Origin of the sequence: Nocardia brevicatena NBRC 12119, from assembly GCF_000308495.1 — a bacterium.
GTDB lineage: Bacteria > Actinomycetota > Actinomycetes > Mycobacteriales > Mycobacteriaceae > Nocardia > Nocardia brevicatena.
The window spans coordinates 96,804-109,984 of the sequence record NZ_BAFU01000001.1; the positions used below are offsets into that span (position 1 = coordinate 96,804).

The 13,181-nt window shown below is 66.2% G+C and carries 10 protein-coding genes; all 10 read left to right on the forward strand.

The features are described from left to right. Positions 1-209: 209 nt before the first annotated feature. The 10 genes from ON20_RS00440 to ON20_RS00485 all read left to right on the forward strand — a co-directional run bounded on the left by ON20_RS00440 (position 210) and on the right by ON20_RS00485 (position 13,041). Positions 210-1,856, forward strand: coding sequence for a SpoIID/LytB domain-containing protein (locus ON20_RS00440; RefSeq protein WP_051161288.1), 1,647 nt, complete (start codon positions 210-212; stop codon positions 1,854-1,856). A 106-nt stretch (positions 1,857-1,962) separates the two neighbouring features. After that, on the forward strand, positions 1,963-2,733 hold the full coding sequence (locus ON20_RS00445) for a MerR family transcriptional regulator (RefSeq protein WP_040832775.1): 771 nt from the start codon (positions 1,963-1,965) through the stop codon (positions 2,731-2,733). Positions 2,734-3,051: 318 nt separating this feature from the next. Continuing rightward, a complete protein-coding gene (locus ON20_RS00450; RefSeq protein WP_040832776.1) occupies positions 3,052-3,375 on the forward strand; it encodes a hypothetical protein in 324 nt (107 codons plus the stop codon). Positions 3,376-3,709: 334 nt separating this feature from the next. Beyond that, on the forward strand, positions 3,710-4,942 hold the full coding sequence (gene glf / locus ON20_RS00455) for a UDP-galactopyranose mutase (RefSeq protein WP_040832777.1): 1,233 nt from the start codon (positions 3,710-3,712) through the stop codon (positions 4,940-4,942). Then, a complete protein-coding gene (locus tag ON20_RS00460; RefSeq protein WP_051161290.1) occupies positions 4,939-6,882 on the forward strand; it encodes a glycosyltransferase in 1,944 nt (647 codons plus the stop codon). Before glf ends, ON20_RS00460 begins: the two co-directional genes overlap by 4 nt. Before the next feature lie 17 nt (positions 6,883-6,899). Further along, positions 6,900-7,451 (forward strand): phosphatase PAP2 family protein, encoded by a 552-nt coding sequence (locus ON20_RS00465; protein ID WP_040832823.1) that lies wholly within the window; start codon positions 6,900-6,902, stop codon positions 7,449-7,451. Between the two features lies 1 nt (position 7,452). Then, positions 7,453-8,379 (forward strand): decaprenyl-phosphate phosphoribosyltransferase, encoded by a 927-nt coding sequence (locus tag ON20_RS00470; RefSeq protein WP_040832778.1) that lies wholly within the window; start codon positions 7,453-7,455, stop codon positions 8,377-8,379. 7 nt (positions 8,380-8,386) lie between these two features. Then, positions 8,387-10,309 carry an arabinofuranosyltransferase AftB family protein gene (locus ON20_RS00475; RefSeq protein ID WP_040832824.1) on the forward strand — a complete coding sequence of 641 codons (1,923 nt, stop codon included), beginning with the start codon at positions 8,387-8,389 and terminating at the stop codon, positions 10,307-10,309. A 293-nt stretch (positions 10,310-10,602) separates the two neighbouring features. Continuing rightward, positions 10,603-11,643 (forward strand): alpha/beta hydrolase, encoded by a 1,041-nt coding sequence (locus tag ON20_RS00480; protein ID WP_051161293.1) that lies wholly within the window; start codon positions 10,603-10,605, stop codon positions 11,641-11,643. A gap of 336 nt (positions 11,644-11,979) precedes the next feature. Beyond that, positions 11,980-13,041 carry an alpha/beta hydrolase gene (locus tag ON20_RS00485; protein WP_040832779.1) on the forward strand — a complete coding sequence of 354 codons (1,062 nt, stop codon included), beginning with the start codon at positions 11,980-11,982 and terminating at the stop codon, positions 13,039-13,041. Positions 13,042-13,181 lie beyond the last annotated feature (140 nt).

Sequence of the window (13,181 nt, forward strand, 5' to 3'; positions counted from 1 at the left end):
CACAAACGTCACATCTCTAAACCTGTGGTTGAGTCTTTACCTGATCGCTCGAATGTAGCTCTCGGATCGTGACCCGTCGAAACGACATGCCGGACGCGCCGCGTAGGGATGAACGAGGGAGTGCACGGATGCCACAACAAAACCGCAACAACCGCCCCCAGTCGGGCCGAGGTAGGCGAAACACGCCGGTAGGGGCTTGGTTATCCCGCTTGACATGGCGGCGGACCATCCAGGCCGGCTCGGCACTCGCTATCGGAGTCGCGGCCGGTTTGCTCGCCGAATCCCTGTTCTGGCCCGGCGACAGCACGGACCCGGCGTACCGTACGGTCGCCGAACCCGTGCACGGACGCGGGCTGAGCCAGTTGAGCGCCATGCACAACGCGCGTGACGGATGGACGGCCGAACGCATTCTGGGGCACTACTATCCGGGTGCCACCCTGGGCAGCGTCGGCCCCGCCTCGATATCGGTCTGGCTCATGAGCCGCGAGGGCGTCGATCTGAGCGCCTATTCCGATATGGGCGCGCGCGCGGCCGGTCGGCTGGTGAAACCGGGGCAAGTGGCCCATCTGACCCCGCGCCCGAACGGTCGGGCCGATGTCAAGGTGACGACCGGCTGCGAGGGCGAGGTGGTCTGGCAGGCCGAGACCGCCGACCCTTGGATCTATCCCCTCGATCCCTCGCCGAACCGTCCGGCGACCGAGCATCTGACGCTGTGCGGCGGTGGCTCCTATCGCGGCTCCCTGGGGGTGGCGGACTCCGGCGGCGCCGTCCACACGGTGAACCGGGTCGATGTCGAGGACTACCTGCTCGGTGTGCTCCCGGCCGAGGTCCAGGCGAACTGGGCGGACTCCGGCGCAGCCGAGGCCCTGCGCGCGCAGGCCATCGCCTCCCGCTCCTACGCCCTGGCCGAGCACCGCTATCCGTTCGCCCAGACCTGCGATACCACTGACTGTCAGACCTATCCCGGGACCGCCAAGGAGGATCGGCGCACCAACACCGCGGTGGATTCGACCACGGGCACGGTTCTGCTCCGGGAGGGTCGAATTCTGCGAGCGGAGTACTCCGCCGCATCCGACGGAGGTACCCCGGTCGATATCCAGGTCTTCGAGGTGGGGCCGACCCCGGCCGAGCTCACCATAGGTACCCCGGTGCCGGGTGCGCCGCGGTTCCGGGCCGATCTCGGGGTCCCCGTCAACCCGAATGCCAAGCCCGCCGAAACCGAGCCGGTCGATCACGAACGGGTCGATCCGGTTCCGAGCAATTCCCCACCCGGTGCTCCCGCGGGCCCTCTGCCGGGTGCTCCTGCCGGTTCTCCACCGGGTGCTCCCGCGGGCCCTCTGCCGGGTGCTCCTGCCGGTTCTCCACCGGGTGCTCCTGCCGGTTCTCTGCCGGGTGCTCCTGCCGGTCCTCCACCGGGTGCTCCCGCGGGGGCCCAGCCGGATGCTCCCGCGGCGGTCGAACCGAACACATCGGCGAACCGCGATCCCGGTGCGTCCGGGAACGGTTCGCCCGCCGAATCGGGGGGTGCGTCCGATGCGCCCAGGCGGCAACCGACAGCGATCGAAACCGAATACGCCCGCCTGGGCGGCGCCACCAGTGTCGTCGGGGAACCGCTCGGCCCGGAGATGCGGCTGCCCGGAAACCGGGGCACCTACCAGCTGTTCAAGAAGGGCGTGATCGTCGATACGCCCACGCTCGGCACTCAGGTCGTCGATTTCGACACCCTGATGCGGATGGTTCCCGGAATGGAAGGGATCGAACCGGGTGCAGCGGGCCCGCCCAGGACCGTCCCGGCTCCCCAGGAGCCCGCGAGTCCACCCGAATCGGGGGTGCCCGGCGGCACCGGTCCTCGATGAACCTCCGCGAGGGTGACCGAGAACTCTTCGGAATTCGGACTTGACCTTGACGTAGCGTCAACTTGCACGCTGGTGGTACCGACGCGAACGGAAAGGGGAACAGGTCGTGGGAGCGCGGTCCCGGAACGAATGGTCCATCCAGGATCTGGCCAAGGCGGCCGGTACCACCAGCCGCACACTGCGCCACTACGGGCAGTTGGGGCTGTTGCCGCCCAGCCGGATCGGCGCCAACGGGTACCGCTACTACGACCAGGACTCGCTGGTGCGGCTGCAACGCATTCTGCTGTTGCGCGACCTCGGGCTCGGACTGTCGGTCATCGCCGAAGTCCTTGCCGGAGAGCAGGATACCGCCGCCGCGCTGCACACCCACCTGGGATTGCTACGGCAGGAGCAGGATCGGATCCGCCGCCGGATCGAGTCGGTGCACACCACGCTGAACAAGATGGAAAGAGGTGAACGACTCGTGGCTGCAGAGGTTTTCGACGGGTTCGACCACAGCCGATACAAGGACGAGGTCATCGAGCGCTGGGGAAAGGAGGCATACGAGACCGGCGACCGCTGGTGGCGTTCGCTGAGCGCGGCGGACAAGCAGGCGTTCCAGCAGACCCATCTCGATATCGCGGCCGATTACGGCCGGGCCCATACCGCCGGGCTGGCACCGGACAGCGCCGAGGTACAGGCCATCGCGGCTCGTCACTACGAGTGGGTCGGGAAGGGGTGGCACGGTAAGCGGCCCGACGCGCAGGCATTCGCCGGGCTGGGCGAAATGTATGTGGCCGATGAGCGTTTCGCGGCGAACTACGAGGTCCACGGCGCCGGGACCACGGAGTTCGTCCGTGACGCCATGCGGGTCTACGCCGAGAGCAATCTCTCGTAGTCCCCGTGGAAGGCCGGTGGCACGTGATGATGCCGGTCACTCGCGATGAGCGCGAAGGCGCTCGCACTCCCGCCGGGGTGCGGGCGCCTTCGCCGTAGCGTGCTGTGTCCGCGCGTTCCCCTGTGGCAGAGTGTGGAGGTTGCATTCGCCGGGGGAGGAATTCCGATGAGTCATCCATATGGCGGTCCCGGCCGTCCACATCACCCCGGATATCCCGCACCGCCGAGAAACCTCTCGCCGGGCTACCCGCCGGCGTCGGGATGGTACGGATATCCGTAGCGGTCGCCGTACGGCGGGACGGGGATCACGTCCGGGATCATGGCGATCCTCGGTGGGTTGGCAAGCGCACTGCTCGCCGTCGGCACGGTCTTCTCCGCGTTCGATCGAACGGACAGCTCCCTGGCGACCGGCGCGCGCAGGCGCGGAAGCAGCGGTTCGAGCGGCAGCGATATCGATATCGACCTCACCGGGGTCGACGGCTCGGACCTCTTCGTGGCCGTCCTCTACGGCCTCGTGGCCCTGCTTTTGCTGCTCGGTGGGTTCATGCTCGTCCGCCGCAGCGGTACCGGGCGAACTCTGGTCATCATGGGCAGCGCGGCGTATCTGCCCGTGGCGGTGCTCGGCGGCGTCCTGGCCGGGTGAACATCGGCCTGGTCACTTGGCTCTTCGCGGTGATCACTCTGATACTGGCCCTGGTCGGGCCCACCAAGCGGTGGATCGACGCGGGTCGGATGCCGGTTCCGGTCGGCGGTGGGTACGGTCAACCGCCCTATCCGACCTACGGCTGACGGTACCGACCTGCCATTCGGTGCCCATCCCCGGGAACCGGGGGCAGGCATCGTCGTTCGACGGTCCGGTTCGTTCGGATGCCGCCTGCCTCACCCCTGCATCCCGTCTCCCCCGGCGGACCTGGGAATAGGTCGGACCCTCCGGCTCGGACTGGCGGTCCGAACAGCTTCCGATACTCTGGGCTCCCGTGACCGCCGCATCGTCTCCGGGTAACTCAGATAACAACGCACAGTTCGACCTGATCGTCGTCGGCTCGGGTTTTTTCGGGCTGACCATTGCCGAGCGCACCGCCAACCTACTGGGCAAGAGAGTCCTCGTATTGGATCGCCGGCCGCATATCGGCGGTAACGCCTATTCGGAGCCGGAACCGGAAACCGGTATCGAGGTGCACAAATATGGCGCACATCTGTTCCACACCTCGAACAAGCGGGTCTGGGACTATGTCACGCAGTTCACCGAGTTCACCGGTTACCAGCACCGGGTTTTCGCCATGCACAAGGGACAGGCGTACCAGTTCCCGATGGGGCTGGGTTTGGTCTCGCAATTCTTCGGCCGTTATTTCGCCCCTGACGAAGCGCGTGCGCTGATCGCCGAGCAGGCATCCGAGATCGAGACCAAGGACGCGCAGAACCTCGAGGAAAAGGCCATCTCGTTGATCGGCCGTCCGCTGTATGAGGCGTTCGTCCGCGACTACACCGCCAAACAGTGGCAGACCGACCCCAAGGACCTGCCCGCGAGCAATATCACCCGCCTGCCGGTCCGCTACACCTTCGACAACCGCTACTTCAACGACACCTACGAGGGCCTGCCGGCTCACGGCTACACCAAGTGGCTGGAGAATATGGCGGCCAGTGAATTGATCGAGGTCCGGCTGGACACCGACTGGTTCGATGTGCGCGAGGAACTGCGCGCGCAGAACCCGGACGCGCCGGTCGTCTACACCGGCCCGCTGGACCGTTATTTCGACTATCGCGAGGGCGAGCTGGGCTGGCGCACCATCGACTTCGAGACCGAGGTGCTTCCCACCGGTGACTTCCAGGGCACTTCGGTGATGAACTACAACGACTCGGATGTGCCCTACACCCGCATCATCGAACCGCGCCATTTCCACCCCGAGCGCGACCACTACCCGACGGACAAAACGGTCATCATGCGCGAATACTCGCGTTTCGCCAAGACCGGCGACGAACCGTACTACCCGATCAACACTCCCGAGGACCGGGCCAAGCTGACCGCGTATCGCGCTTTGGCCAAGCGGGAGACCGCCACGTCGAAAGTTCTGTTCGGCGGCCGCCTGGGCACCTATCAATACCTGGATATGCATATGGCGATCGCGAGCGCGCTGAATATGTTCGACAACGCTTTGCGTCCGCACCTGGAATCGGGTGCGCCGCTGGCCCAGGAGAACGGAGACGCATGACCTCCGCATCACTGGCGCATACCGACACCGAAACTCGCGCGAAGTCGCTGATGCAGCGCATCATCCTGCCCAGACCGGGCGAACCGCTGGATGTGCGCGCCCTCTACCTGGAGGAATCGGCGACCAATGCGCGTCGCGCGCATGCCGGCACCCGCACCTCCCTGTCGGTAGGCGCGGAATCGGAGGTGTCGTTCTGCACCTACTTCAATGCCCTACCCGCCGGCTACTGGCGCCGATGGTCCGTTCTCGGCTCGGTGGTGCTGCGGCTGGAGCTGGCCGGGCACGGTCGTGTCGACCTGTACCGCTCCAAGGCCGATGGATCCCGGATCCACGTCCAGGGACGGGAATTCGCGGTCGAACCGGGCGCCGAAACGGTATTTGTCGAAATGGAAGCCGATCTGGGCCCATTCGAGGACGGCGGCTGGCTGTGGTTCGACATCACCACCGACACCGCGGTCACCTTGGTCGCGGGTGGCTGGTACGCGCCGATCGAGGCGCCCGGTGAAGGCACCATCGCGGTCGGTATGCCCACCTTCAACCGCCCCACCGACGCCGTCGCCACTCTGCGGGCGCTGGGCGCCGATCCACTGGTGCTGGCGAAGATCGAGGCCGTCATCATCCCCGATCAGGGCACCCGCAAGGTGGTCGACGAACCGGGGTTCGAGGAGGCCGCCGCGGTACTCGGCGATCGACTGGCCATCCACGACCAGCCCAACCTGGGCGGGTCCGGTGGCTACAGCCGCGTCATGTACGAGGCGCTGAAGACCACCGAGGCCGAATACATCGTCTATATGGACGACGATATCGAGATCGAACCCGATTCCATCCTGCGTGCCCTGGCGTTCTCCCGTTTCGCGAAATCGCCGGTCCTGGTCGGCGGCCAGATGCTCAACCTGCAGGAACGTTCGCATCTGCACGTGATGGGGGAGGTGGTCGACCGCAATATCTTCATGTGGACCGCCGCGCCGAACGTGGAATACGACCACGATTTCGCCAAATATCCACTGCGCGACCGGGACAACTCCAAACTGCTGCACCGGCGCATCGACGTGGACTTCAACGGCTGGTGGACCTGTGTGATCCCGCGTCGGGTCGCCCAGGAACTCGGCCAGCCCCTGCCGCTGTTCCTGAAATGGGACGACGCCGAGTACGGGCTGCGGGCCCGCGCCGCCGGCTATCCGACCGTCACCCTCCCGGGCGCCGCGGTCTGGCATATGGCCTGGAGCGACAAGGACGACGCCATCGACTGGCAGGCCTATTTCCACCTGCGCAACCGCCTGGTGGTCGCGGCGCTGCACCAGCCGGGCAACGGCCGGCGCATGATCGTCAACACGGTCAAGGCCACGATCAAACACCTGCTCTGCCTGGAGTACTCGACGGTCGCCATCCAGAACCTGGCGATCCACGATTTCCTGGCCGGACCGGACCGCTTGTTCGAACTGTTGCCCAGCGCCCTCGGCGCCGTGCACGACCTGCGCAAACAGTATCCCGACGCGGTGATCCTGCCGTCGTCGACCGCATTGCCGCAGGCCAGTGGGTCCGGTGTCGGCGCGGTCGGCGAACCGCCCAATCCGATCGCCAAGGTCGCCCGGCTGGGCAAGGGCCTCCTGCACAATCTGCGGCCGGCGAAAGCGGAACACCATGAGCGCCCGCAGTTGAACGTGCCGACGTTGGACGCCCGTTGGTTCCTGCTCTCCCAGGTCGACGGCGTCACCGTCACCACCGCCGACGGGCGCGGTGTGGTGTACCGCAAACGCGATCCGCGGCAGGCGTACGGCCTGTTCAGGGAGGCCATGCGGCTGCGTAAGGAGTTGGCCGCGCGCTTCCCCGAGATGCAGCAGCGCTATCGTGCCGCGCATCCGAAACTGACCGGCACCGCCGCCTGGGAACGGGTCTTCGGCATCACCGCGGCAGACGAGAACAAGGACGGTAACCGGTGACCTCGGTGAACACGGCATTGAACGCCGGCAGCAGCGGCACCCCACCCGAGGTGGCGGTGATCGAGGCCGTGCAGGGCGCGATCGGCACCCCGGCGGTGATCTCCGCGGCCCGCGGTATGTCGCATTTCGGTGAACACGCGCTCGGCTGGGTCGGTATCGCCGCGGTCGGCGCGCTGCTCGACAGACCGCGCCGGCGGCGCTGGGCCGGGGTGGCGGTCGGCGCGGTCGGCGCCCACGCGGCCTCGATCGTGATCAAGAGGATTGTCCGCAGGCCCCGGCCACATGCGCCATCGGTGCAGGTCAACGTGTCGACGCCGAGTAAATTGAGCTTCCCTTCCTCGCATGCCACATCCACGACCGCGGCGGCGGTGTTGCTCGGAAAATTGACCGGGCTACCCTTGCCTGCGGTGCTCGTACCACCGATGTTGCTCTCCAGGGTCGTGCTCGGGGTCCACTATCCCTCCGATGTACTCGCCGGTTCGGCGCTCGGTGCCGCGTCCGCCGCAGCCCTGCTCGTCGCCGAAAAGAGACTCGACAGTGACCGAACAAGAAGAAAAGGCGCTGACTGATATGAGCGAAGAACCCACCGGCGCCGACCTGGCCGAAGCCGTTGTCAAGGGACCGCCGAAGACACTGGTCGGCGGCCTGGTCAAGGCCGTCCGTCCGCGGCAGTGGGTGAAGAACGTCCTGGTGCTGGCGGCTCCGCTGGCGGCGGGCACGGTCACCGATATCGACGTGCTCGCCCATGTCGGTATCGCCTTCGTGGTCTTCTGTATGGCCGCCTCGGGTATCTACCTGGTCAACGACGCCATGGACGTGGAGGCCGATCGGGCGCATCCGACCAAGCGGAACCGCCCGATTGCGGCCGGTGTGGTGCCGGTGAACCTGGCATATGCGCTGGCGGTGGTGCTGCTGGGCGGATCGCTGCTGGTCTCGTTCCTGGCCGCCTGGCAGCTGGCCGTGGTGATGGCCGTCTACATCGGTATCCAGCTGGGCTACTGCTTCGGGCTCAAGCATCAGGCGGTGCTGGACATCTCCATCGTGTCCTCGGGCTTCCTGCTGCGCGCGGTGGCCGGCGGCGCCGCGGCGGGTATACCGCTGTCGCAGTGGTTCCTGCTGATCATGGCGTTCGGCTCGCTGTTCATGGCGGCCGGCAAACGCTACGCCGAACTGCAGATCGCCCTGGCGACCGGTGCCAAGATCCGCAAATCGCTGGAGTACTACACACCCACCTACCTGCGGTTCATCTGGACCCTGGCGGCGACCGCGGTGGTGGTGTTCTACGGTCTGTGGGCCTTCGAGCAGAACCAGATCAACGACACGCAGTGGTTCGCGATCTCGATGATCCCCTTCACCATCGCGATTCTGCGGTATGCGGTCGATGTCGATGGCGGCGAGGCCGGTGAGCCCGAAGAGATCGCCTTCCAGGACCGTGTCCTGCAGTTCCTCGCCGTAGCCTGGATCGGAGCGGTAGGTGTCGCTGTCTACCTCACCTGACGAAAAGCTGGTAGCGGAATCAGAGCGAATCGAACCCGCGCATGAGCGCTCCGCGGACGAACGGGAGCGTCCGTCGCGGTTCGCGCGACTATCCCGCACCACCTTCGTCGGTGGGATCGTGCTCGTCGCCGCCCTGTTCGCCCTCGGCGGTTGGCAGCGTCGGTGGATTGCCGACGACGGGCTCATCGTGCTGCGCACCGTCCGCAATCTGCTGGCGGGCAACGGTCCGGTGTTCAATGCCGGCGAGCGAGTGGAAACCAACACCAGCACCGCGTGGACCTATGTCGTCTGGTTCTTCAGCTGGGTGACCCAGGCGCGGCTGGAGTACGTGGTGCTCGGGATCGCGCTGGTGCTGTCGGTGCTGGCCGTGACGTTCGCCATGCTCGGTGCCGCTCGACTGTGGGGCGGTACGTCCTCGGCACTGCTGCTGCCCGCGGGCGCGCTGGTCTACATCGCGCTTCCGCCCGCCCGCGACTACGCCACCTCGGGCTTGGAGAACTGCCTGGTCATCTGTTGGATCGGCCTGCTGTGGTGGCTGCTGATGCGCTGGAGCCGGGCCGCGCGGCCCCGGGTACCGGCCCTGCTCGGATTGGTCTTCCTCGCCGGACTGGCGCCGCTGGTCCGGCCGGAGATGACCGTGGTGGGCGGTCTGGCGCTGCTGCTGATCTGGGTGGCGCCGATGCCGGAGTCCCGGTTGCGGCCGGCGGTGCTGCGACTGGTGATCGTGGCCGTCGCCGGGCTGGTGCCGCTGGTGTATCAGGTCTGGCGGATGGGCTATTACGGTCTGCCCTATCCGAATACGGCGGTGGCCAAGGACGCGGGCGGCGCCAAATGGGGTCAGGGTTTCACCTATCTGTGGGACCTGGTCGGCCCGTACTTCCTGTGGGTGCCGCTGTTGGTATTGCTCGCCGCGGGTGTCGTCGCGGCGCGGGCCGACCGGTCGAGCGTGGTCACCGGCGCCGGCGACGGTCGTGGCCGGCTGCGCCGGGTTCGGGAGCGGCTGCGGTCACCGGGTGCGGTGGTCACGCTGGTGCTGTTCGCCGGTGCTCTGCTCACCGTCTACGCGCTGCGAGTGGGCGGCGATTTCATGCACGGCCGGATGCTGCTGCCGCAGTTGTTCCTGCTGCTGCTTCCGGTGATGGTGTTTCCGGTCCGTGTCTCCGCGCCGGCTCGGGGGCGCGGACTCGGGACAACGGTCGGGGTGCCCGCGCTCGCACTGACCGCGGTGGTCGTCTGGGCGCTGCTGGCGATGGGTACCACCGCCATCACGACCGGCACCAAGATCAGCAGGTCCGGGATTGTCGACGAGCGCGTCTACTACGTGCTCAATACCGGCCACGACCACCCCATCCGTGCCGAGGATTATCTCGACTACGCCCGGATACGTCCCATGGTCGAGGCCATCGAGCAGAGCCCCAACGGGGGCCTGCTGATGAACTCGCCGTCATTCATGTTCTGGTATCTGGCGCCGCCGCCGCTGCCGATCCCCGAAGGCGGCGCCGGTCATACGGTCTACTTCCTGAATCTGGGGATGACCAGTATGAATGTCCCCCTGGACGTTCGGGTCCTGGACCCGATGGGGTTGGCCTACCCGCTGGCCGCGCATACCGACCGGCTCACCGACGGCCGAATCGGCCATGACAAGAGCCTGTACTCGGACTGGGTGATCGTGGACACCGGGATGGTGGACCGCAAACCGTGGATGCCCTGGTATCTGGACGAGAAATGGGTCGACCAGGCCCGGGTCGCCATGTCCTGCCCGGACACCATCGCCTTGCAGCTGTCCTATCGGGATCCCCTCGACCGGGACCGTTTCGTGCACAATCTGCGCAATGCCCTGCGGTTTGCCGCCTATCGCATCGATCGCGTTCCCAAGTATGAGATCCAGCGTTGTGGCCTGATCGATCCGCACCCGGCGCCGATACGCTGACCTGCGGTTCCTCCGCCCCGGCATGGTAATCGCCGGGGTGGAGGAGGAATTCGGGGCGCGCGTGGGCACAGCGGCCGGGTTAGGCTGCCGTGGTGTCGGTGCCCCCGCTGTTCCGAGGGGGCGCCTCGTCATGCATCGCGGCCGCGGGCCGCATGAGGGAAGGCCGAGAACAGATGTCCAGCATGAGCGGTCATCACCTGGAGGGGGTGGCGCACGCATCCACGGAAGGCGTCCGCGCATGCTCCGATGACCACAGTGAGAACGGACGCCGTGCGCGTCCGGGCCGACGGGCGATGGGCGGTATCCGCGGCCGGCTGCGCCGCTCGGCGCTATTGGCGCTGACCGCTCTGCTACCGCTCGGGGTGTCGGTGGTAGGGCCGTCGGCGCCCGCGTCGGCGGCCTACGATCCGGGTGGTTTCGACTTCTGGGTCGATTCGGAGATGGGCCCGATCAAATCCCGGATCTTCCGTGCCGCCGACGGCAATACCCGCCGAGTGGTGTACGCGCTCGACGGTATGCGGGCCGGTAACGACCTCAGCGGGTGGGAAATCGACACGAATGTCGTCCGCGAGCTGACCAAATGGAATATCAACGTGGTCATGCCGGTCGGTGGTATGTCCAGTTTCTACGCCGACTGGATCGCGCCGAGCAACTTCTTCGGGCTCAGCGGCACCGGAAGTGCCAAGGGCGCCACCGGATCGGCCTCGGGGTCCGGACTGGCCTCGGGTTCGGCCGGTGGAATGGGGAAGTCGAACACCTACAAGTGGGAAACATTCCTCACCAAGAATCTGCGCTGGGCGCTGCGCGACCGGCTCGGTTTCGATCCGAATCGCAATGGCGTGTTCGGCCTGTCGATGGGCGGCAGTGCCGCCCTCGCCCTCGCGGCCTATCACGCCGACCAGTTCGTTTATGCCGGTTCGTATTCGGGTTATCTGAATGTTTCCGCCCCCGGTATGCGGGAGGCGTTGCGGGTGGCCATGCTCGACGCGGGCGGTTTCAATATCGACGCCATGGCGCCGCCGTGGAGCCCGCAGTGGCTGCGAATGGACCCGTTCGTCTTCGCGCCGCAGTTGCGGCAGAACAACACTCGGCTGTGGATTTCGGCCGGTAGCGCCCTGCCCGGCCCGGCCGACGGATTCGACTTCACCACCGTCAACGCCATGGGGCTGGAAGCGCTGGCGCTGGCCAATACCCGTGCGTTCCAGGTGCGGATGATGTCGCTCGGGGCCACGAATGTGACCTACGACTTCCCGGCCATCGGGGTGCACAACTGGCGGTATTGGGAAACCGAGGTGTATCGGATGATCCCGGATCTGTCGGCCCATATCGGTTAGCCGTATCGGGCGGGACCGCCGGAAGTCCGGGACGGCGCCGCAGGGGTGGCTCTACCCCTGCGGCGCCGTCGACGTTTCGCCGTGGCGGGTTCGCGACCGACCCGGTGCTCCTGGCCGATCCGGCAACGAATGGGCATAGGGAGAGAGGCAGTAGTTGTGGTCGAGATCACCATCCAGCAACATAGAGCTGTTCTCTGTCGATCGAAATACCAGGAAGGTGTATCCGGGCTCGGGTTTCCGTCACGGTGCGGTCTCGCCTACCCGGATGCCGAGCAACAGGCCGGTAACGTAGCTCGAGATTTGCTGTCCGGCTGTCCAGGCGAAAGGTCTAGTCGAATGCGAAGTGCGCGCAGGGCCGGTAGATCGAAGCGCTCCGGTTCATGGCTGAAGCGGTGGACGAGGGGAATCGGCTCGCTGGGGCTCGCTCTTGCCGTATTCCTGTCGCTCGGGATATCGGTAACGGGTTCGGCCCCGGCCTCGGCGGCGCCGAACCCCGCGGGATTCGATTTCTGGGTCGACTCTCCGATGGGTCCGATCCGGTCGCGTGTCTTCCGCGCCAAGGACGGCAACACCAATCGGATCGTTTACGCCCTGGACGGTATGCGCGCTCCCGAGACGCACAACGGCTGGGAGATGGAAACCGATATCGCCCAGATGCTGATGGACTGGAATATCAATGTCGTCATGCCGATCGGTGGTATGTCCAGCTTCTACGCCGACTGGGCCGCGCCGAGTTCGTTCTTCGGTGCTCCGCCGACCGGTTCGTCATCGGGCTCGGGGGCACTCAACGTCGTGTCCCGTGGCCCGGGCAAGAGCTATCGGTACCAGTGGGAAACGTTCCTCACCCAGAATCTGCGTTGGGCGCTGCGCGATCGACTCGGTTTCAATCCCTACCGCAATGGGGTGTTCGGGTTGTCGATGGGTGGTAGCGCCGCGCTGAAGTTGGCGGCCTATTATCCGGACCAGTTCAGCTTCGCCGGTTCCTATTCCGGCTATCTGAACATCTCCGCTCCCGGTATGCGCGAGGCGATCCGGATGGCCATGATCGAGGCCGGTGGCTACAACGTCGACTCGATGGCCGCGCCGTGGAGCCCGCAATGGCTGAACATGGACCCGTTCGTATTCGCGCCGCGCCTGCGGGACAACAACACCCGGCTGTGGATTTCGGCCGGTAGCGGCCTGCCCGAGCTCGCCGACGGATTCGACTTCACCACCGTCAACGGTATGGGGCTGGAAGCACTGGCACTGGCCAATACCCGAGCCTTCCAAGTGCGCATGATGATGCTCGGGGCGAACAATGTCGTCTATTCGTTCCCGGGCCTGGGTATCCACGCCTGGACCTATTGGCAGGCCGAGGCCCACCGGATGGTTCCGGACATGTCCGCTCATATCGGTTAGCGCCTCGCTCTCACCGCCCGCCGGATGCGTCCGCCAACGCATCCGGCGGGCGGTGTCGTGTCCGAACGGGCCACGCCTATTTGCCGGCGGTTCGCACCCACGTCGCGGTTGTGCCGTCGGAAATTGAGATAACGGACAAA

Bases quoted from the DNA above. Each gene is read 5' to 3' on its own strand.
- ON20_RS00450 (WP_040832776.1), top strand. From the start codon at position 3,052: ATGGCGATCCTCGGTGGGTTGGCAAGCGCACTGCTCGCCGTCGGCACG.
- ON20_RS00480 (WP_051161293.1), top strand. From the start codon at position 10,603: ATGGGCGGTATCCGCGGCCGGCTGCGCCGCTCGGCGCTATTGGCGCTG.
- ON20_RS00460 (WP_051161290.1), top strand. From the start codon at position 4,939: ATGACCTCCGCATCACTGGCGCATACCGACACCGAAACTCGCGCGAAG.
- ON20_RS00485 (WP_040832779.1), top strand. From the start codon at position 11,980: ATGCGAAGTGCGCGCAGGGCCGGTAGATCGAAGCGCTCCGGTTCATGG.
- ON20_RS00470 (WP_040832778.1), top strand. From the start codon at position 7,453: ATGAGCGAAGAACCCACCGGCGCCGACCTGGCCGAAGCCGTTGTCAAG.